This window comes from Nitrospira sp. T9 (assembly GCF_052156535.1).
Lineage (GTDB): Bacteria > Nitrospirota > Nitrospiria > Nitrospirales > UBA8639 > Nitrospira_E.
The window spans coordinates 42256-63169 of record NZ_JBQKUP010000030.1; the positions used below are offsets into that span (position 1 = coordinate 42256).

Annotated in this window: 18 protein-coding genes; 11 read left to right on the top strand and 7 right to left on the bottom strand. The window is 50.8% G+C overall.

Annotated elements, in window-relative coordinates:
- The first annotated feature begins 2 nt into the window (after positions 1-2).
- The 4 genes from ACTRXD_RS06685 to ACTRXD_RS06700 all read left to right on the top strand — a co-directional run bounded on the left by ACTRXD_RS06685 (position 3) and on the right by ACTRXD_RS06700 (position 4271).
- The gene (locus ACTRXD_RS06685) at positions 3-785 is read left to right on the top strand and encodes a hypothetical protein (RefSeq protein WP_442431063.1); all 783 of its coding nucleotides are present in this window, start codon (positions 3-5) and stop codon (positions 783-785) included.
- Positions 772-2160 (top strand): MmgE/PrpD family protein, encoded by a 1389-nt coding sequence (locus ACTRXD_RS06690; RefSeq protein WP_442431064.1) that lies wholly within the window; start codon positions 772-774, stop codon positions 2158-2160. Before ACTRXD_RS06685 ends, ACTRXD_RS06690 begins: the two co-directional genes overlap by 14 nt.
- On the top strand, positions 2157-3038 hold the full coding sequence (prpB, locus tag ACTRXD_RS06695; RefSeq protein WP_442431065.1) for a methylisocitrate lyase: 882 nt from the start codon (positions 2157-2159) through the stop codon (positions 3036-3038). The genes ACTRXD_RS06690 and prpB overlap by 4 nt, the downstream gene beginning before the upstream one ends.
- Positions 3039-3146: 108 nt before the next feature.
- Entirely contained in the window at positions 3147-4271 is a 1125-nt protein-coding gene (locus tag ACTRXD_RS06700; RefSeq protein ID WP_442431066.1) for a citrate/2-methylcitrate synthase, read from the top strand.
- Between the two features lie 306 nt (positions 4272-4577).
- Here ACTRXD_RS06700 and ACTRXD_RS06705 read toward each other — a convergent pair whose 3' ends face one another.
- Positions 4578-5549: a hypothetical protein gene (locus tag ACTRXD_RS06705; protein WP_442431067.1), complete on the bottom strand. Its 972-nt coding sequence runs from the start codon at positions 5547-5549 to the stop codon at positions 4578-4580.
- A 553-nt stretch (positions 5550-6102) separates the two neighbouring features.
- Between ACTRXD_RS06705 and ACTRXD_RS06710 the strand changes: the two genes are divergently transcribed.
- A complete protein-coding gene (locus tag ACTRXD_RS06710) occupies positions 6103-6834 on the top strand; it encodes an FAD-binding oxidoreductase (protein WP_442431068.1) in 732 nt (243 codons plus the stop codon).
- A gap of 448 nt (positions 6835-7282) precedes the next feature.
- Here ACTRXD_RS06710 and ACTRXD_RS06715 read toward each other — a convergent pair whose 3' ends face one another.
- Together ACTRXD_RS06715 and ACTRXD_RS06720 are read right to left on the bottom strand one after the other, a co-directional pair.
- Positions 7283-8644: a DUF481 domain-containing protein gene (locus ACTRXD_RS06715; protein WP_442431069.1), complete on the bottom strand. Its 1362-nt coding sequence runs from the start codon at positions 8642-8644 to the stop codon at positions 7283-7285.
- Positions 8645-9395: 751 nt separating this feature from the next.
- Positions 9396-10187, bottom strand: a complete 792-nt coding sequence (locus ACTRXD_RS06720) for a class I SAM-dependent methyltransferase (protein WP_442431070.1) — start codon at positions 10185-10187, stop codon at positions 9396-9398.
- A gap of 356 nt (positions 10188-10543) precedes the next feature.
- On the opposite strand from ACTRXD_RS06720, the gene ACTRXD_RS06725 reads away from it, so the two are divergent.
- The 5 genes from ACTRXD_RS06725 to ACTRXD_RS06745 all read left to right on the top strand — a co-directional run bounded on the left by ACTRXD_RS06725 (position 10544) and on the right by ACTRXD_RS06745 (position 13680).
- Positions 10544-11212, top strand: coding sequence for an SOS response-associated peptidase (locus ACTRXD_RS06725; RefSeq protein WP_442431071.1), 669 nt, complete (start codon positions 10544-10546; stop codon positions 11210-11212).
- A gap of 588 nt (positions 11213-11800) precedes the next feature.
- The gene (locus ACTRXD_RS06730) at positions 11801-12286 is read left to right on the top strand and encodes a hypothetical protein (RefSeq protein WP_442431072.1); all 486 of its coding nucleotides are present in this window, start codon (positions 11801-11803) and stop codon (positions 12284-12286) included.
- A 73-nt stretch (positions 12287-12359) separates the two neighbouring features.
- On the top strand, positions 12360-12671 hold the full coding sequence (locus ACTRXD_RS06735; protein ID WP_442431073.1) for a BON domain-containing protein: 312 nt from the start codon (positions 12360-12362) through the stop codon (positions 12669-12671).
- A 63-nt stretch (positions 12672-12734) separates the two neighbouring features.
- On the top strand, positions 12735-13034 hold the full coding sequence (locus ACTRXD_RS06740) for a BON domain-containing protein (RefSeq protein WP_442431074.1): 300 nt from the start codon (positions 12735-12737) through the stop codon (positions 13032-13034).
- Positions 13035-13101: 67 nt separating this feature from the next.
- A complete protein-coding gene (locus tag ACTRXD_RS06745; protein WP_312747396.1) occupies positions 13102-13680 on the top strand; it encodes a hypothetical protein in 579 nt (192 codons plus the stop codon).
- Between the two features lie 202 nt (positions 13681-13882).
- On the opposite strand, the gene ACTRXD_RS06750 is transcribed toward ACTRXD_RS06745, so the two are convergent.
- The 3 genes from ACTRXD_RS06750 to lexA all read right to left on the bottom strand — a co-directional run bounded on the left by ACTRXD_RS06750 (position 13883) and on the right by lexA (position 19078).
- Complete coding sequence (locus tag ACTRXD_RS06750) at positions 13883-17041, bottom strand: DNA polymerase III subunit alpha (protein ID WP_442431075.1); 3159 nt, start codon at positions 17039-17041, stop codon at positions 13883-13885.
- A 281-nt stretch (positions 17042-17322) separates the two neighbouring features.
- Positions 17323-18528: a DNA polymerase Y family protein gene (locus ACTRXD_RS06755; RefSeq protein ID WP_442431076.1), complete on the bottom strand. Its 1206-nt coding sequence runs from the start codon at positions 18526-18528 to the stop codon at positions 17323-17325.
- Between the two features lie 7 nt (positions 18529-18535).
- Positions 18536-19078, bottom strand: coding sequence for a transcriptional repressor LexA (gene lexA / locus ACTRXD_RS06760; protein ID WP_442431077.1), 543 nt, complete (start codon positions 19076-19078; stop codon positions 18536-18538).
- Positions 19079-19453: 375 nt separating this feature from the next.
- Here lexA and ACTRXD_RS06765 point away from each other — a divergent pair, with 375 nt between their 5' ends.
- On the top strand, positions 19454-20197 hold the full coding sequence (locus ACTRXD_RS06765) for a TerC family protein (RefSeq protein ID WP_442431078.1): 744 nt from the start codon (positions 19454-19456) through the stop codon (positions 20195-20197).
- A 117-nt stretch (positions 20198-20314) separates the two neighbouring features.
- Here ACTRXD_RS06765 and ACTRXD_RS06770 read toward each other — a convergent pair whose 3' ends face one another.
- Complete coding sequence (locus ACTRXD_RS06770) at positions 20315-20881, bottom strand: MarR family winged helix-turn-helix transcriptional regulator (protein WP_442431079.1); 567 nt, start codon at positions 20879-20881, stop codon at positions 20315-20317.
- Between the last annotated feature and the right edge of the window lie 33 nt (positions 20882-20914).

Consider the following 20914-nt stretch of genomic DNA (forward strand, 5'->3'; position numbering starts at 1 on the left):
GCATGAATCTGGTGCTTGAGAAACACAAAAGGATATCGGAGTTGGTCGATTATCAGCGAAGGCTCTACGCGGATTCAACCGTCGAAGAACGGCTTCAATCGATTGTCCGGGAGTCCCCATCCTCTTCCTTGTCAAAACACGAGATCATTCGGATACTTCGCGACTCAATGGCGGTTCTGTTCGATACGCATGTATCAGTCGTGTCAGGGCACCATACCGCGACCTATTTAGGATTTGAGTCCATCGCACGTGATGCGGATCTGCTTTCCCTTATCAGTGCGGATATGGGGAACTGGGTTCTAGGCCTGAGTCAACACCATCGAATCGACGGACTCCTCGTGCCGGCCTCGGATGCACGATGGTTGGCAGAGGGTATCGCGACAATCATCGGCCCTCAGATGGCGATGAAAGTGGTATATGCGCCTTTCAATCAGGAGACAGGAAAGATTGGAGTGGAGATTCCCGAAGGCTCGATACAAAAAGGGGATAATTTTGTGGTGATCAATGACGTCACCGCACGAGGGAGTTGCGTCAACAAACTCAAAACCATTGTGAGCGAACATGGCGGTCATGTCGTGGGGATGATGGTATTTGCCCGTCGGGACAGCGGGCAATTCCCTTTAATGGACGACTTGATGTCTCGTTATCCATTTTACTACGGGACGAATGTGACGATGCCTCAATGGGAAATTCAGGACTGCCCGAATTGTCGAGCCGGAGAAGAATTCTTTTCCTGGAAGGAAATGCCGTCCGACCTTAGGGCAAGAGGGGATGATGCTTGCTGACCGCCTGGCCGAATATGCGGAGTTTTTGACCTTTCAGAACCTTCCTTCGGACGTGATCCATGAGGTAAAGCGACGGGTGTTGGATAGCCTGGCCTGTGCATATGGTGCCACCACTGCATCCCCATGCAGAATTGCCAGGCGCCTGGCGACCCGGGAGATGGTCAAAGATGGCGCAACGGTATGGGGAACCCGCCATCGAACCAGTCCGGATCTGGCCGCTTTTGCGAATGGCACGGCGGTGCGGTATCTCGACTGCAACGATACCTACCTCTCCAAGGAGCCGGCTCATCCGTCAGACAATATTCCCGCCTGTCTGGCGGTTGCCGAAAGTCTTCATGTTCATGGCCGGCAATTCATTCAATCCATCGTGCTGGCCTATGAGATTCAGTGCCGTCTTTGTGACGCCGCGGCGCTTCGCCCCCGAGGATGGGATCATGTCACCTACGGAGCGTTTTCTACCGCGGCCGCCACAGCCAGGCTGCTTAAACTGTCAAAAAAACAGATCGTGCATGCGCTCAATCTGGCGGGTATTACGGCGGGAGCACTGCGTCAGACCAGAGTGGGGGAAGTTTCCCTATGGAAAGCCTGCGCGTTTGCCAATGCAAGCAGGAACGGAATCTTCGCAGGGTTTGCGGCTCGCGAGGGTATGACCGGACCGGAGGCCATGTTTGAAGGAGAAAAGGGGTTTATGAAGGTGATTTCCGGGCCATTCTCTTTACCCGAAATGGGTGGATGTCACGGCTCTTCCTATAAAATTCTTGACACCTACATCAAGCCCCATCCGGTGGAATATCATGCTCAGTCGGCGGTGGAGGCGGCATTCGCCATTCGGGAACAACTGATTGCTGCGTGTGGGGAATACCCTGTCCACCGAATCAAAGCAATTATTGTCGGCAGTGGTGATGTGGCGATCGAAATTATTGGACGGGATCAGGAAAAGTGGCATCCCAAAACCCGTGAGACGGCTGATCATAGTCTCCCCTTTTGCGTGGCAGTCGCCCTGACGGATGGGGAAATATCTCCCCGGTCATTTTCCCCGCATCGCCTGATCGATACCGTTCTGTTGAATCTGATGCAGAAAATCCGTGTTGAAGAGGTCAAAGAGTTTTCCGAGCGTTATCCGGATGCCATGGCCAACAGAATTGATGTCACGCTGATGGACGGCAGGACGTTCACCGCTCAGATTGACCATCCCAAAGGTCATCCACGACGCCCGCTCACCGATCGCGAACTGGAATTGAAGTTTCAGAAGTTGTCTTCGCGGAAAATCGGCCGTAAAGATATGACGAACGTTATCCAAACCGTGTGGGAACTGGACCGTCTGAAAGACGTGAATGTCCTGGTGTCGGCATTACCAGTTTTGGAAAGCCGATGAGTGGGAAACCAATAACCTCCCAGAGTCCGGCGCGGCGCTTTCGAACCGAGCTTCAACGGGACACGTTGGCGGTGCCGGGTGTATTTAATGCGTTTTCGGCTCGATTGGTTGAGGATGCCGGTTTTCCGGCAGCCTACCTGTCAGGAGCGGGTCTGGCGGCTTCCCGGGCACTACCCGATATCGGGCTGTTAACGATGACGGAGGTGGTGACAGAAACCCGGTACGTGACTCAACGGGTTCAAATTCCGGTCATCGTCGATGCTGATACGGGCTTTGGAGAGAGGCATCAGGTGTATCGGACGGTTCAGGAATTAGAATCAGCCGGGGCGGTGGGCATTCAATTAGAAGACCAGGTGTTAGCGAAACGTTGCGGCCATTTGCCCGGAAAAACCCTGATTTCGTGTGAGAACATGTGTCAAAAAATTCAGTCGGCAGTTGTAGCAAAACAGGATCGGGATCTAGTCATTATTGCGAGGACGGATGCCCGGGCTGTGGAAGGTCTGGATGGGGCCATTGAAAGGGCTCGAGCTTACAGGGCAGCCGGCGCTGATGCGATTTTCCCGGAGGCCCTGCAGTCTGCCAAAGAATTTCAAACGGCAGCCAAAGCCCTGAAATATTCCGGGATCATTCTGGTCGCCAATATGACTGAATGGGGACAAACCCCCTATATGACCGTCAAGGAATTCTCCGGAATGGGATATCACATCGTGCTGTTCCCCATGACCGTATTTCGTGTGATGGCAAAGGAAGGCCGAGCCGCTCTCCTGGAATTACAAAAACAGGGGACCCAACAAGCTTTCCTCGACCGTATGCAAACCAGGCAGGCATTATACGAGGTGTTGGAATATCAAAAGTATGAACGTGGGCCAAAAGAATGAAAGAGGAACGTTGAACCCTCCGAGCTCTGAGAATGCATATGCTGGCCTCTTTGGACCGTCTCAGGGCACAAAATTTTCAACAGGCCTGTAACGAAAGGCAGGTGTGTCATGGAAACGGCTGTTCATAATCCCGGGCTTGACGGGGTGGTGGTGGGGGAATCAGCCATCTGCCAAATAGACGAGACGAGGGGAGGTTTACGATATCGAGGATATGCCATTGAAGATCTAGCCGAGCAGGCGACGTTTGAAGAGGTGTCATATTTATTACTGCATGGAGATCTACCGTCATCCCGCGATCTTCAGGAGTGGCAGGCCGAGTTGGCTCATGCCGGATCCTTATCCCCTGTTATGAGGCAATTTCTCCAAACGGTTCCAGCTTCTGCGAATGTCATGGATGTACTGCGAACGGGGGTGTCGTTTCTCGGGATGATCGACCCTGAAGCTCAAGATATTTCCCATGAGGCGAATCTCCGAAAGACCGTCCGGTTACTTGCACAAATGCCTCTCCTGCTTTCCTGGGCGAGTCGGACCCGATTCGAACATCCTTTTTTTCAGGCTCCTGCCACAAAGTCGTTTGCCCAAAGCCTCTTGTATCTGTTGACAGGGAATCTTAGGGAAGATCATGCAAAAGAACTGGAGGTCTCTCTTAATCTCTATGCCGAGCACGAATTGAACGCCTCGACGTTCGCTGGTCGGGTTACGGCCTCAACCCTGGCTGATCTTTATGGGGCTGTCACGGCGGCTATTGCGACACTCAAAGGCCCCCTTCATGGCGGAGCGAATGAAGCTGTGGCGGAGATGTTCCACGCCATTCGGAACCCGGAAAACGCGCAAGGGTGGGTCCATTCCAAATTGTCCGGGAAGGAACGGGTGATGGGGTTTGGCCATCGAGTCTTAAAACACGAGGATCCGCGTTCGGCTATCATCAAACGACGGGCGAAAGCCTTGAGCCACCATGCGGATGAGATGCGGTGGTATGAAATTGCGGAAATCATTGAACAGATGATGAAGGAAGAAAAGGGGCTTCTCCCGAATCTGGATTTTTATACGGCAGTGGTCTACCTGTTCATCGGAATTCCCAAAGAAGCCTTCACGCCTATTTTTGTCGCAAGCCGGCTGAGTGGATGGTGTGCCCATATCATCGAACAACAGGATCACAATCGTCTGATCCGGCCACGAGCCTCCTATATCGGCCATTCTGCGCGGGAATTTCTCTTTATCGAGGACCGGTAGGATAAATATAAAAACATTCGCATGTCGATTTCTGTCATCCTGAGTCAAACGAAGGATCTGTGCCCCAAGCGTATGGCAAAAGGCCACCCATGTCTTCCAGGGGAAAAAGCCGGATAGGAATTCCCATAGTTTTTCACATTTTGGTCAAGATGCCACCTCTCCCTCGCCTTTTTTAATGGAGAGGATTGGATGCGACCGAAGGTGAAGGCTTATTTTAAATTTGAATCACTATATATGCGACCATTAGATGATCCTCAAGGGAAAAGATATCAATTGGGAGAAAAACTGACGGCTGGAAGGAATAATTTAGTCCTTGTCTTCACCGTATGTCCGAAGAAACCGGCCGAGTTGTGTTTTGAATTGTCGTTCTCCTTGATATTCAAAGACAAAGCGGGTTTCAAAGAGAGGGCTTGGATTCAGATCCCGTAAATGGTCCGGTTTCCAGGAAATATTTAACTGGTCAATGACGGTGATAGGGATAGAACCACTGTTGTTCATGCCCAAATCCCTGGTGGCATAAGATCGGGAAAAGATGAGAATTTCATTATCGAATAACGCGGCATTGATCTCTTCTTTGATGCCACGGGCTCGGAATTCTTCAACCAATCGTTGATAGATGAGGGTCGTGGCTAGCTGCTCGCGAAATCCGTAAAACGCGGCAATCCCCGCGTGTCGTTGATCGTGTAATACCTGAAGGCAGTTTTCGATTTGAGAGGCATCGTTCATCTGCTCTCTGTTGAAGATAAACACCCGCCGAATTTTGACTCCCCGCTGAACCGCTGCCTGATTTGCCAATAAATAACTGGGAAAGAGGGGACCATCCCGTTTCCATATCTGCCATCGTTCCATCATCGAATTAATGGTGGACTCCACGGTATTCAGTAGTTGAATGGCTTCATTCTGAGCAATGGTGCCCTCATAGGACAGCATTTGGGATTCAAGCTGGCGGAGTTCCTGCCCTATGGCCTCCACTTTGTGGGGAATGTATCTCGGTCGTTCCGGCACATGCATCATGACATCGACGGCTGACAACGCCATGGCCCAATGGCTTTTTTCTTCGGGGGCGGCCCGGTCTTTCTGGGCAACGATTAAGAGTTCGACAGGATTTTTTTTGAGAAGATTGGCTATCCGGATGCAAACGGTGGCATTCGGTACTTTTTTGCCGCGGCGAAACCAGTTGGCCTCAGGTTGGCTCACTTTGAGTTTTTTTGCCAGGGCGTAATCGTTCGTGATGCCATAGGTTTTTTTGATCTGCTCGATAAACTTAGGAAAGTCCATGCTCGGCTCCAAAAAATCAATCCAAATGAATCAGTGGAATGCAAAAAAGATCATTTTCACTGCCGGATGAGGCGCATGCAATCCGGTCTTGCTTCAGAGAGTTGATTCTAGACGAATTCATCCGGAATTTAAAATACAGGGATCTTTCCGGTAGAAAGGTCAACCCGGCCTTGCGTTGGCTCCGCGTAATCTTGTGATTTTGTGATGTGGGAGGAAGTATCCGTTGGTCAAGGCCAGTGATCAACGGATTATTAAAGGAAAGGGTAACTCGGGACGGGTAGGGCAAATGAGCTGAAGAGCATCCCTTTGTTGTTTCTCATTGGGATGTTGTTCAGTTCAAAGGGATGCTATCTCTTTTCATCTTCCATGATTCTTCCTGACTCCCTCATTCATGTGCGCTTTTTGCTTTCCGAAATAGAGCACTGATGGGCAGTCGCCCTCATTGTTGTGAGGTGCGGCAATTTTCATCAAATTTTTGCAGGCGGTTTGTCGGCTTGGTAATGTGTAATGGCGCACTCTAGAGAATAACCTCAATCGGCAGGAACCTACAATCATGCAAGAGTTTAACGCCCGTGTCAGTCGTGTCAAGGATCTGACCCATGATGTCCGTGAGTTGGAACTCACCCTGCTCGCCCCGGATGCCATCGAATTCATGGCGGGACAGTGGATCTCCCTGCATGTCTGGAATCCAGGATTGAGACAGCATGTTCCGCGGCAGTATTCGATTGCCTCTCCGCCAGGGCAATCCCACCAGATCACCCTTCTCTTTAACCGGGTCCCCGACGGCTCAGGCTCAAACTATTTGTTTGGCCTTCATGAAGGGGATCCCATAACATTTCAAGGGCCTAATGGATCGTTTGTTCTCCAGGAGAAACCCGGACGAGACCTCGTCTTTGTGGCCACGGGAACCGGGATTGCGCCGTTCCGTTCAATGCTCTCTACCTTCTTGGAGGAACCTGGCGCTGGAACTTTGACGTTATATTGGGGCTTGCGGAGCCAGCGAGACCTTTACTACCAACATGAATTGGAAGCTCTTGCACGGCGGCATCCGAATTTCAGTTTTATCACCATCCTGTCCAGGCCGGAAAACGGTTGGCAAGGTCCCATCGGACGCGTGACAACATTAGTAGAGAACTACATTGTCTCAGTGAGCAATGTGACTTTTTATCTGTGCGGAAATGGCGGCATGATACGAGACACGATGTCCATTGTGAGAAAAAAAGGCCTCTGTCCCATTCGCACTGAGCAATACTATGATAAAGCCGGTGCTGGAATAAACGATTGAATCTATCCCGACTCTACGGATAAAACAAGTGATGCCCATGATTGTTGAGCCAAACAACACGTGGAGCTTTTCAGTGAACGGCCCGGTCTTTCCAGAGAGCGAACTGATGTGATGTGTTTTGCTGAGGGATCCTCCCCAATACACACGAACGTCGTTGAGATTTGGATAGGCCACCTCACTCCAGAAGATCTCTTGCCTTGTATTCATAAGGTTGTTCTGATGCAACTCTGGCGGTGTAGTTTGTTAAGTCTCTGGGCTACACAACTTGGGCTTGTTCTTTTCTCTCATGAAGTATGTCAAAAACGACTCGCGACCCTTTGAGTTTTGCCCGCATTATCGGATGTATATCAAAATCAAGTATGGGAACCCAGGGGTCTATTTCCGAGTGCCGGCGGCTTCAGATGTGGTCCGCAGAGGTTGGGAGAAAAGGCGGGAGACTAACCGTAAATCAATTCGAAAACTCATACCCCAGTGCCCAGATGAACGCATCATCCGATTTCTTTTTCCCCGGCTCCGGGTCGCTGTTGTACCGGTATTCGAAGGCCACCTTCAAAAACAAATTCCCATACACTTCTATGCGAGCTCCTTGCTCCAATGTCAACCGCAGAGCGGTACTTCCACCTACTCCCAGATCGCGAAAACCTTTTTGGCGGTGATACACTCGTAATCGATCCGAAATCAGATCATAATTCCAATCCACTCCCCACGCAGCGGTAGCGGTTTTGGTCGTCCCGGTCTCTTGAAATTTTTCGTAAACAAATGCCGGACCAATGGACCCACTTAAACTATGGCTTGGGGTATCGAAAAATTGATACCCGAGACCCAGGCCGGTCGTACTCCGGAGATCCAATCCCTGAAACTTATCATATTCGAGGAATTCGTAACTGTTGGCAAACAACTTTTTGGTGAAAAAATAATCATAGCCTAGTGTGCCTCTGGCATTCTTGGCTGTGTTATCTCCATCGGCCTGGGCAAAGGCATACTTGCCGTTCAAGAGGCCACGGTGTCGTTCCGTCCAAATGGTATTGTCCGTTGAGGCGTTCACAGCCGTGGTGTCCGTATTCCCCTTCGTGCGGTTCCCTCCCAGGTCGAAGTTTCCTTTGTAGCGAAGCTCTGGAATATTGATGGTCTTCACACGCGCCGGCGATAAACCTTCATTTCCGCCTAACGCGGTCACAGTCGTCCGGGAGGTTTTGAGAAAACCATCTCCATCGGAATCTTTCTCCTCCTCAAAAACTTGAACAGAAAGCGGTGTTCGGGATTGGAGTTGTTCCACCTCATCCCACTGAACCGATATATCCCCCGCATAAGCAGTTTTGATAGTAAGAGCTTTGTCTTCCATCGAAACAATAGTTCCGATGAGATGCATGCCATTCTTGAGAGTGATCTCATCTAACTCTTCGCTCTCTTGACTCTTTTCCCCCGCCACGGCTTCCTCTTTTGAGCTTTTGATAGCCTTTACCGAATTGAGGGTAATCATCAGGGGAGCCGAGTCCTGGTCTCTCAACACCTGGATTGTTCCGGACTCAGCCAATTGGATTCGGCCTTCATAGATCTCGCCGGTATCCAGAACCACCGTGACCGGCTCTTCAGTCGTCAACCCTGTCACTTCTTTCCAACGAAGCGGAATAGGATTGTGCATACTCGCCGACGCTCTCACCCGGAGGACACCATTCGTCATGCCAAATATCTTGCCTTGGAGAATGGTGCCATCTTTGAGAGAAATCTGTCCTGAGACTGCGGCATAAAGAGGACCGCCCCCACTGATCAGCATAATACTAAGAAGGACGATGAAGAGCTTCAATCTCAATGCAATGATTCTCCTTGGTAGAGAAAATAGCCTTGTGCGTGATCAATCGGATGCTTCATCACAAATCACGGACAATCAACAATCACTCCTCTTAAATGTGACTTCGGACAACTTTACGAAACACTGTGTAGAAATTGGGCCTGCAACTGAAAGATTTGGCGTGAGCGAACGTTGAGATCGAGCCCACTAACAGTGCACGGTACCCGAAAAGTTTGGGATTATAGCCACAGATTCACCATAAAGCTACCCTAAAATGGTGCCAGACCGGGTATATTGTGTCCCGTTAGAGAAAGAGACATTTCACTTCTATTCAAATGTAAAAAAAGGAACAATCCCTGTTGACGACGGGCAAGGATAACAGAAAGGGATCACAATTCTCTCCCGTCCCCCAAATGGCTGGAAAGGTTCGACCGAAAGAGTGACAACATTAGTGGAGAACAACGTCGCATCAATGAGCAATGTGACTTTTTATCTGTGCGGAAACGGCGACATGTTTCGAGACACGACGGAAATTGTGAGAAAAAAAGGCCTCTGCCCCATTCGCATCGAACAATACAATTTTGTTTGGCACCCTCCGCCTTTGATCTCTCGTTCCAATATTGCACCCTCACAGGTTAGGGGTTGTAAGTGCATCAATCTTGGATCCCGACAAGGATTTTGCATCGGATTGAATGGGGTCTGGTGGGGTTTGGAGCAACGTAATCCAAAAAAGATCCGTTCCTGCCATCTTCTATCAACCGACGGTGTCGGCTTAAGTTGGCAACTCACCGCTGCCGAAGACATGCCCTTTGGCACGGATTTGAAGGAAATCTTGATGAACGGGAATGCGATAGCCTCCACCGGGGAGGGCAAAGTGGGACTGAATATAGTTCTCGACGTCTTTTCGTCTGGGAGCCTGCTCGATGCTGAGAAGATTGAGCATGAATTCGGCGACGGCATAGGTGGAGGATAGGTCGGGGGTGTCGACATGTGCCGGATCGAGGGTAGTCATGACCTCGTACTGATTGCCGTGCTTCGCGCGGAACTGGTCAACCATGCGACGAAGTTCAAATCTGTGGGAGAAGAAATGATGAAACATGTTCATGCAGCCGCTCTCGCGATTCTGTAGGACGATAATGGTGACGCCGGTCGGGGACATCCAGGAAACGAGACGTTCGAGGTGGGCGAGCCATTCATCGGCGGGTATGTAATAGAATGTATGCGAGGAGAGCACCAAATCGCCTGGTGTGGATGGCTGAGCGGAAAGGATTGGCAGACCTATGGCTTCCGCAGTTGGAATGGTCTGTTGTAGTTGATTGAGCAGGTACGCGTTTGGTTCGATGGCGATAGTGCGGTCGAAAGCGGCGGCGAAGGCGCGGGTGAGTTCGCCGTTGCCGGCCCCGGCGTCGACGAATACCTGCCGAATCGGCAGATCGTCAACTACTTGTTGCAGCCAACGCTTCGCGTTCCGTTTCTGGTCGGTATGATTCAGGAAAATTTGAAAGGCCTGCTTGTAGTCCTCCCCCTGGGAATCAAAGATGCGAATGTGTTCCTGGTCAGTCATCGATAGTGCCTCCGGTGATCTCCTGCAAAGAACGAATTTCTTAAGAATTCCTGGAAATACACGCATTGTTCTATGTTTCTTGATTCAAGATCATAAAATAAAAGGGGGTTTGGAAACTAGGGAAATTGGCTTCCGGGCAAATCAAAAAACTGCTATTGGAAAAATGATATGCGGACAGCAGTAATTTCACATTATGGTTTATGGGAGAAGATATGGGGTTTAGGCTACCCTACCTATTCTTGATCGTGGTGGATAGCGTTGGGAGTCCTCGAATCTTTTTCGTGAATCATCCTCTTTCCTTTTTTTACAGAAATTTGTAGGGTTAGAGTAAATCTGAAGCTTGATAACACCCCATTATGTGCGGTCGCTTCACACGCAAAGAGAATTTCCAGCATTTGGCGGAACAGTTGGGTCTAAAGGTCCTCCCGCCATTGAGCCCTCGCTACAATATTGCTCCATCGCAGTTGGTGGCCTGTGTGCGCACAAATCTTGAATCAGGACAAAGAGAATGTACGGAATTGAAGTGGGGACTGGTACCCTCCTGGGCTAAGGACCCCAGCATCGGAAATAAGTTGATTAATGCCCGCGGAGAGACTGTGGCGGAGAAGCCGGCTTTCCGCAAAGCATTTAAACAACAACGCTGCCTGGTCCTGGCGGATGGCTTTTATGAATGGAAACAAGAAGGAAAAACAAAACAACCCTATTACGTTCGATTCAAAGATCAACGGCTCTTTGCGTTCGCGGGCTTGTGGGAACGGTGGAAGAAAAACGAGGCCGACCCTCTGGAAACCTGCACACTCATTACGACTGCTCCCAATGCAGTCATGGAATTTATCCATCATCGCATGCCGGTCATTTTAACCTCTAAAGATTATGCCGATTGGCTCGATCCATCTTTGCAAGCTATTGAGCGAATCAATGCATTGCTCCGACCGTATCCACCCGAGGAGATGGAAGCCTATCCCGTCAGTCAGCTCGTGAATAATCCAAGACATGATCGGCCTGAATGTGTGGTTCCTATTTAATGAAAGGGAAAAGGTGGGTGGCATGTCGCGAAAGTTGGAGCAATGCGCCGGTTGGTAGACTGATATTCAGAGAGGAAAATCAGACCTGGTTCTCGTTAGTCGTGAACTTTTCGGTGAAGTTGCCATCTGGAAGGTCATGGGGATATTTCTCTGGCATCGAGAGCAAGTCGAATTTGAGACCATCTGAGAAAAACGATTCCAGAATGTGATGCAAATCTATTTTATGATTTGTGTTCTGTCGTACCCTCCAAGTGTAGTCATTCCCATTTTAGTAAGAGAAAGGAAAAGACCAATCCCATTTTGAAATAAGGCCGTCCTGCTCACTTCGTTTTTGGGAAGGACCCACCTTGGCCAATCTGTTTCCATTGTCCCCCATCAGACCTTTTCCTTTTTTTTGCGTTCTCTCTCTCATTGCTTCTGGGCCGTAAATGAACGACCCCGTTCCCTTAATAACATCATTTTTATTTGGAAGACCCGTCAAACAAGGGTTTCTATCAGTTGGTCGGCGCATCCTGCCGTGGTACTTGTAAGCACATAAAGAGTTTCACCCCCGGTCAGGATAAACCACTTAAGCTCAATGGAGGTTTTATGAAAAGGTACACCTTGAAGACTGCTCTGTCCTTCCCCCTGTGTATGGTGTTTTCCCTGGGTATAGGGGGGGCGTGTGCGTTTGCTCAAGAGTCAGAACCTTCGAATGACTCGGCAGCATTTTCAGACGTGGGTCCTTCCCTCAAAGAACTGGGTGAAGCCCAACGGGACATAGATCGATATGAAGAAGCTCAAGACAATTTTAATGAAAATGTTGATCAATTCATAAATGACCGAATGCGCTACAACGAAGCCAGAGCGAAATTTGATCGAGCCAGATCAATTTATGAGCAGGAAGAGCACCTGTTTAATAAAACTTATGAAAAATTCAGCGGAGATCGTGACCGGTATTTGGAAGCACGAGATAAATTTGTGGGTGCCCGAGAGAGATTTCAAGATGCCCGAAGTAATTTTTTTGGGAGTTCGATAAACGCATCCAGCCCGTCCAGCGCCCGACGAATGGAGGATAGGTCAGATGGCCGATAAGTGAAGTAGATGTTTTTCAAGGAAATACTGAGGAATTACTTTTTCTTTCCAGACAAAAAAGGAGTGATACTTTATGAAACAATTACAGACTATGGGATTAGTGGCTTGTCTTTTTTTTGTTTCCTTGATTGTAGGATGCGCGGGGGGGCCTCAAAAGGAAAGCTTTGGAGAGCATATTGATGATAGTGTCATAACGACCAAGGTAAAAACGGCTCTCTTAAGTGATCCGGAAGTGTCCGGGATGGATATCAATGTGACGACTTTTAAAGGACGGGTTCAATTAAACGGCCTTGTCAATAATGCTCAGCAGATCGACCAGGCCGCACGATTAGCACGGGAAGTCGGTGGGGTCATGGCGGTTGAAAATAACTTGTCCATAAAGTAATGAAATCCTGTCATGATCATTTCAACTTGATAGAGAGGTTTTCTAATACAAGGAAAGATCGAGATGCACATAGTTACGGGTATTGGAATCATGTTCTTGATGATCTCGATGGGTTGCGCGAGCACCCCTCTTCACGAGAGCACGGGAGAATACCTTGATGACAGTATTATCACGACAAAGGTGAAGACCGCTCTTCTCCGATGCCCCCTGGTGTCAGGGACTGATGTTCATGTCGAAACATTTAAAAATCGGGTGCAGTTGAGTGGATTCGTGGATGAAATGAGGCAGGCTGAACAAGCGATATTTTTATCGAGGGAGGTTGAGGGGGTGGGGGTGGTTGAGAACCGACTCAGTATCAAATAAAGGGAAAACTTCCGGAAATCCTCACCGATTATAGAATGTGATCGGCGTTTGTTGGTAATATGAAATTATGCGTTGTTGGATCTTCACCGGAGTACTGATCGCCAGTGGCTTCTTGTCAGGCCTTGAGGCTTGGGGACTGGAATTTACTGCAGACCAAATCATTAAGTTCGGGCGGCAGACTCAAAAGGCCAACCTGTACTATCGGGATGACCGGTGGCGATTGGAGCATCAGTCGATGGGTCCGGTCAACGTCACTATTGTGCGAAAAGACAAACAGCTTATGTGGCTGCTGCTCTCCCGCGTGAGACACTTCAAGACGCTTCCCTACGATCCTGCTCAGGAGCCAAAATTGAGTGAGCATCTGGAAGGAGAGATCTCGCGTGAAGAGATCGGCACGGAGACACGCGAAGGCCATCCGACGATCTTGTACGAGGTGACGGTGAAGCAGGGCGATGAGATCGATGTCTACTACCAATGGTTCGCCACCGACATTCAGTTCCCGATGCAGTTGACCAGGAAGGACGGAAGCTGGAGTGTCGAGTATCAACATGTGAAGCTGCGGCCCGTAACCGATTATTTATTTCAACTGCCAGTCAATTTCCAGCCCCTGGAAGAGTTTGATCCGCCGAAGAAAAAAGAATCCTAAGAGCCCGCGATGTCGTCACCTATTTGTTCGAAGGCGAGCTGGCCGCTGCCGGCTGCAACATCTCCTGACAAATAACTTCTCTACCTGAACATCGATCCTTCCTCGTTGGCTCAGGGTAACAATATGGTGTGGGGTTGTCCTGAACCAGGATGCGTTCGGTCCATGCTTAAATGGGGAAGTCTCTGTTTGGACAGATTGGATGTCAACCGATCACTTGCATATGCTGCACCGTCAGTGTGGTGGCGGTGAAGTCTTCCTCCACCAACCCCTCCAGAAGAAGCGGCCGTTCGTTTGTGAGTAACGGTCCGTATCGTTGGAATATTTCGGGGAACAGCGTGGCATCGTAAAGTGCCGTGGTATCTTCCAGCGTGATAAATTCCATGGGTTTGCCATGTTTCGTCGAGGCAGCTTTTTCCGTGATCAGCCAGCCAATCATCATGATCCGACGGCCGATATGCATAGCCATCTCTGTGGCGGGAGTGATTTGCAGGCTTTGCAAATGTCTCGCGTAGAGCGTCAATGGATGACAATGGAGGGGGAAGCCGAAGAGCTCAATCTCATGCTGGATCAGCCGTTCTGTGTCATATTCATTCGGAATTGGGAGCAGACGAACGGATGGCAACAGCGGGGTGGCGTGTTGTGTAACGGATCTGGATGAGGAGATGCAAAAGGTTGGATGCTCGGCGTAAACCCGCCAGAGCAGGCCGGGGCGGGTGACCTCACCGGCAATAGCATCGAAGCAACCTGCCAGAACCAATAACCGCGTCTGCGCCGGTTCGGGGTTGAGCCTCCTCAGAAAATCATGAAACGACTGAAACGGGCCGTGGCGGGATCGTTCTTCGAGAAGCCGATCAATGAATCCCCGTACGATGCCTTTGATTTGCATCAAGCCCATGCGGATGGTCGTTCCTTCTCCCTCATATGCCCATGCGCTGACATTGATGTCCGGGGAGAGCACGGTCAATCCCATCCGGCGGGCTTCTGACAGATAGGCGAAGGTTGAATAAAACCCACCCTGGTTGCTGATGACGGCGGCCATGAATTCCCCGGGATAATGGGCACGGAGATAGGCGGACTTAAATGACACCTGCGCATAACTGGCCGAATGCGGTTTACAAAAACTATAGCCGGTAAAACTCATCGTCATTGCCCATACCCGCTCGATCGTTCGTGCATCCACACCGCGCGCGCGCGCGCCGTCGACAAATTGGCGTTGATAATCGCGAAGCCGGCGTTGCTTATGTTTTTTGCTGAGGATTTTCCTCAGTTGGTCGCCATCTTCCACGGAAAATCCCGCCAGACCCATGGCCACTTTGGTCACGTCTTCCTGATACACCATGATGCCGTGGGTTTCCCCGAGCACGTCTTCTACTAACGGATGCAGGGGACGATAGGCGCCGCCATGCGCCCGCCGGACAAATTCTTGAATGAACCGGTTTGCGGCGGGACGAATCAACGATGAGACGATGACGAGATACTCAAAGACGTCCGCATGCATGCGCCGATCTGCCGGCATGCCCGTCCAGAGTTTTTTGAGAAGCAGTCGGGTGGCAGGCGATTCGATGTAAAAACATCCAATTGTCTCCCCCTGTTGAATGAGCTGTTGCGTTTTGGGGTCGATTAATGGGTCCCAGGTGGCATAGTCGATGTGGCGGCCGGTGTGTTTTGCAATTGCCGCAAGGGCATCCCGAATGACGGCTAAGGATCGATTGCCCAGGAGATCGATTTTGACCAGGCCGGCATCTTCCGTTTGATCCTTTTCCCATTGAATGACCGGAACACCCTTTGCGGCCACTTCCACCGGGACATAGCGGCGGAGATCGTCAGGAACAATCACGATGCCCCCGCAATGCAGCGACAGATGACGAAACCGTCCCTGAAGTTGAAGGGCGAGTCTGACGATTTCAGGCCATGGCTCGCGCAAATCGGTGAACGTCGAGGCCTCATCAAGATGTGAGTGTGGTTTTTTGCCATTGTGGGGCCTCGAAGACGGCGAAGATGGAAGAGAGCGAGGCTTTCCATTTTCTCGAATATTGGAAAGGCGGGGAGTCTGCCGGAGCGCGGATTGGCTGCATGGGGAGACAGAGGACTCTTGAGCCGGAAGATCGGTGAGCGGGAGGCGAGTTAGCAGTCGACTCACCTGTTGAATTTCCGCCGGAGGCATGCCATAGACTTTGGCGACTTCCCGCACGGCTGCCCGAAGCGCCAGTGTGTTCTGATTGGCCACCATGCCGGCCTGCCGGCTGCCATAGCGCGAAAAGACAAAATCCACAATGCGGTCCCGCTCATCCCAGGGAAAATCCACGTCGATATCCGGCGGATCGTGACGCCCGGGATTTAAAAAGCGTTCAAAGAACAGATTGTGCCGGATGGGATCCACATGGGTAATCCCCAGGCAATAGGACACGATGGATGCCGCCGCCGATCCCCGGCCACAGGTGCGAGGCGCCTGGCGGACAATCTCCTCAACCACCAGAAAATAATGAGCGTAGCCTTTATCCCGGATGACGCCCAGTTCGCGTTCGATACGATCAGTCACGACCGATGTCAGTGAGCCGTACCGCCATCGGGCCCCGTCGTAGGTCTTCTCGCGTAGCAGAGTGAAGGCATGTGGGTCGGAGAGCTGGCGAAAATTCGGAAAAATCGTCTCTTTGAACGACCACTCGGTCTGGCAGTGCTGCGCGATCTTCCAGGTATTGGCTATCGCGTGAGGCACATGGGGAAACTGTGAATCCAGTATCGCAGGTGGCATCAACCAATGATGGGGTGCACAGCATGCCTCCGGCGGTAATTGAGAGGGGGTGGTATTTAAGGCGATCGCGCGGAGAATTTGATGGAGGGGGAACTCCTGCGGGGTTACAAAATGCACCCGGTTGGTTGCGACGGGAGGAAGGCGTGTGCGGCGGCTAAAGGCCAGGGCCTGGTGCATGAGCGCGCCGGGCGTTAGCTCTACGTACAGATCGCTAAGTGAGTGACGTTTCCAGGCCGTCAGTGCAGAAAGATCATCAGAGAGAATGATCAGTCCTTTTCGGTGTTCCTGAACCGAGGCGATGCAGTCAAAGTCGTCATCGCAATGGAGTTGGGAAAGCAGGCGACAGAGATTGGTATAGCCAAAAGAATCTTTGACCAGGAGCACGGCGCGATGCCGGTTGTGGGTCAGTTCGGCTCCCAGGATTGGGCGTAAGCCATGGGCCTGGGCGACCTCGATAAAGCGAATGGCACCATACAGACCGTTCGTGTCGGTCAGGGCAAGTGTCTCGGCTCCCTGTCCCTTTGCCGTTTGGCACAAGGTTTCCAGTGAGGACACTCCTTGCATCGGGGAGTACTCCGAATGAACGTGTAAATGGACAAAGGCTGACATGAAATAATGCGGCAATAATGGTAAATTGCGTACCCATTTTTAATTAAAGCATCGCTTTACTTTATGTCCATGTTGATAACCTGTTGATTGAAGTAATGCCTTATTTTTTCTGTCTGTGTATAACTAGTTAGTTAAAGTTTTTGATTAATTTTTATCATTTTTAAATGCGAAACACCTATTATTCATTGGTTATTTTGCATGTTAAGTAATGCCATAAAAATGAGGGTGATCATGCCACAGAGGCGGGAGCATCGCTTGAGAATTTTCAAAAATTCACCTATTCAATCTAAACGAGAGGCCAGGTGTGAGCGTCCCCATTGAATGACTTTCATGCCGAACCGGGTATGCAAACGATCAAGGGCTAATGCCAATCGATGGGGACGGGGGAGTGCCTGAGGTTCTTCCGGGTCATGTGATGGGAAGAGCGATAGTTGTTCGGGTGGGGGACGAAAGCTATTACTTCGAATGGTGAGTGAGCGCACGCGGACGCGTCGTTGGAAGCACCGACGGAATAAGGTCTGAGCTGATGGAAGCATATCAACCTCCCAATGTGTGGGTGTGGATAAGACAGATGAATGGTGAACCGTGAGCTGATCACTGGAGAGCAGCGTCAGTCTGAGGCGATGACACAGGCGCTGTCGCCGACGTAGATCATGGCAGAGAGAATCCAGAAGGCATGACAGACCTCCAAGTAGCCGGTCGTAGTCAATCGTATCCGGTTCAAAGAGATAGGAATGGGTCAGCGATAGCGAGGCCTCGGGAGCCACGACCGGCAAAAAATCAATCCCCCGTGCCCACTGGTAGAGCCGGTGGCCCCATCGACCGCAGACGGTTTCCAAGGCTTCCAAACTCACGTCGCTCACGTCGCCGATGGTCTGTAGATTCAAATCGGTCAAGCGTGTGTGGAGTGCGGACTCTCCAGGACCTTGTAGCCCGGGAAGTATTGAGACGGGTAACGGTGATAAAAAGTCCTGTTCGGAGCCTGCCCGGACATCACAGAGTTGGGGCGGCGTGAGGATGGAGCTGGCCATTTGCGCGACAAGCTTATTGGTCCCGATACCGGCGACGGCTTGTAACCCAAGTCGCGATGTCAGATCGCGCTCTAAACGCATCGTGGTGTCACAGGTTGCGCCAAAAAGTCGAGTGGTGCCGGTCAAATCTAAATAAAAATGCCCAGGCCTAAACGACTCCCAAATGGGTGCGATCGGGACCATGCACGACACGAGGGCATGATGGGCTTGGGCGACACGAGTCGGGTTGGGAGGCACGAGTCGAAGCGAGGGACAGCGTCGTCTGGCCCGATCGGCCGGAAGTCCGGGTATGACTCCGGCGTCTTCAGCTTCGGGAGAAACTTCACGGATGATGGCACGGGACGCATGGGCGGAAGCCACGGCGACAGGTCTGGTGCGTAAGGAGGGGGCGTCGAGGCGTGCCAGGGCCACTTCGAATCGAGGAATACATAAACAGACAATTTGACGGTCCATCATTTTTCATCTAGCCACAATGCCGAATGACCCCGATCACCACTCCTTCAATCACAAATTCATCCTGCGGAGTCACCAGAATCGGAGCCATGGTTGCGTTCGCCGGATGCAGTTCTATTTGCTCTTCTTTGTTGTAATATTTCTTAATCGTCGCCTCCTGATTCACCAGCGCGACCACGGTTTGTCCATTTCGCGCCATTCGTTGCTTGTGTACAATCACCAGGTCACCCGGCAGGATGCCTTCATCCCGCATCGATTCACCTTTCACTCGTAATGCGAAATTGTCTCCCGTTCGCAGCATGGAAGGTGGTACCTCTACCAGCTCAGTTTGAGGAATGGGCTCAATCGGGTTGCCGGCCGCGACGATGCCGGCCATGGGAATCTGTGTCGGGGAATCCAGTTGAGAGAGGATGGCTTCGACCACTCCAGGAATCCGACGCATTCCGCATTCATAGCGGGTAATGGTCATACGAGTGGTGCGGAGACGTTCAGCTAGTTGGGTTTGGGTTAATCCCAGGCGTTGCCGGATCTGTTTGAAGGTTTCAGGTGTCATGTAACCAATGGTTACATTGTGGCATGGGAGGTGTCAAGAGAGGTGGTTGTCACCGACCCACTCATGACTACATCGAGTGCAAATATTGTAAATATTTGATTGTTAATTGTTTTTTAATAAATCACTCATGCTGAATAAGGCGGGTCTCTCATGCCATCTAGGGACAGTTTCCGGGAATGTCATTATTAGAGCAGTTCATCGTGGGAAGACAGGTCAGCACTGTTTCCTGTTTACGAACCAAGAAGTAATCAGGATCCACCCTAGAAAAAGGGGCACATATTCATGCCGGCGTATCCTGCATGGTCCTATGCAGGCATGTTGCTGCCGGCATGGCTCAACGCATTCGATGATTAAAAGAAAGAAGAGGAGAATCTGATGTTTGAATGGCTGACAAGTCCTGAAGCATGGATCGCATTAGGCACGTTAACCGCGTTAGAAATTGTCCTGGGGATTGATAACATTATCTTCATCTCTATCCTTGTCGGACGTCTTCCCGAGAGTCAGCGGGTGTTTGCCAGAAGAGCAGGGCTTGGTCTCGCCATGGTGGCACGCCTGGGGTTGCTGTTTTCGATTTCATGGGTCATGGGGTTAACCGAACCCTTGGTGACGGTGCTCACTCACGCGATTTCAGGGCGCGATATTATTCTGGTTGGCGGTGGATTGTTTCTCATGGCGAAAGCCACGCATGAAATTCATAACAGCCTGGAAGGGCTGGAAGAAGAGAGCAGTCACACGATTGTGGCTGCCAGTTTGGGAATGGTTCTTGTCCAGATTGCGGTTTTGGATATTGTGTTTTCACTGGATTCGGTGATCACGGCGGTCGGTCTGGTTGATCAGGTTTCTCTCATGGCGATTGCCATCATCCTGGCCGTGCTCGTGATGCTGATGGCCGCCAAAGCGATTGGAGATTTTGTGGATGAGCATCCGACCATCAAAGTTCTTGCCCTCTCATTTCTCATTCTTGTGGGTGTGACTCTGATGGTGGAGGGGTTTGAGGTGCATGTCCCGAAAGGCTATATTTATTTTGCGATGGCGTTTTCCGTTACCGTGGAAATGCTCAACATTCGCATGCGGAAAAAACGAGCACCGGTCAAACTTCACAAGACGCTTTCCGAATAGCCGGAAACCAGCGGACGCCACAGGAAGCGGTTAAGGTCATTCGCGGAAGAGGGGAGAGGAGATGATGCGGCCACACGTCTGTGTGGGGAAGTTCCAGATAATGTGGCATAAGCTGTGTTAATGCGGATATTGGTGCTCGCGGCAGATTAATTGAATGTCCTGTACGCTTAACGGTTCTCGTGTCAAACCGCAGACATACCCGTTTTTCTCATGATTTTCATTGAAACGACAGGTGTGGCAGGCACCAAAGGCTTTTCGTCCATGGACCTGCTGCATTTCTCGCAGGATTGAGCGCAAAGCAGAAGTCAGTTCAGCGATTTTCATGGAGTCCGTCCTCGCCAGTGCCGGTTCCAGGCTTCTGGTGAGAAGGGCTTTTTTTACGAGATTGCTCCCTTTGGTGGTCGGCGCAAGGCGTACGATTCGTTTGTCCTCATTATCCGCCTGCTTCCGCAGGAATCCCTTCTGCTCCAAGACCTTGAGCGATTGTGAGACGGTTCCCTTCGTGAGTCCCAGATACTCCGCCACGGCTTGCGGCGTATTTGAATAGCGATTGCATTGCGTCAAATACGTCAGCGCTTCCATCTGCACGGGTTGTAATCCGTAACGCAGGCCAAACGCCCGTGCCTCCATCCGTTGCAGGTTGCACAATCGCTCTAAGACATCATTGGCTTCTTGCGCGCTCATAGGTCAATTGTATCGTCTCGATACAGATTTGAC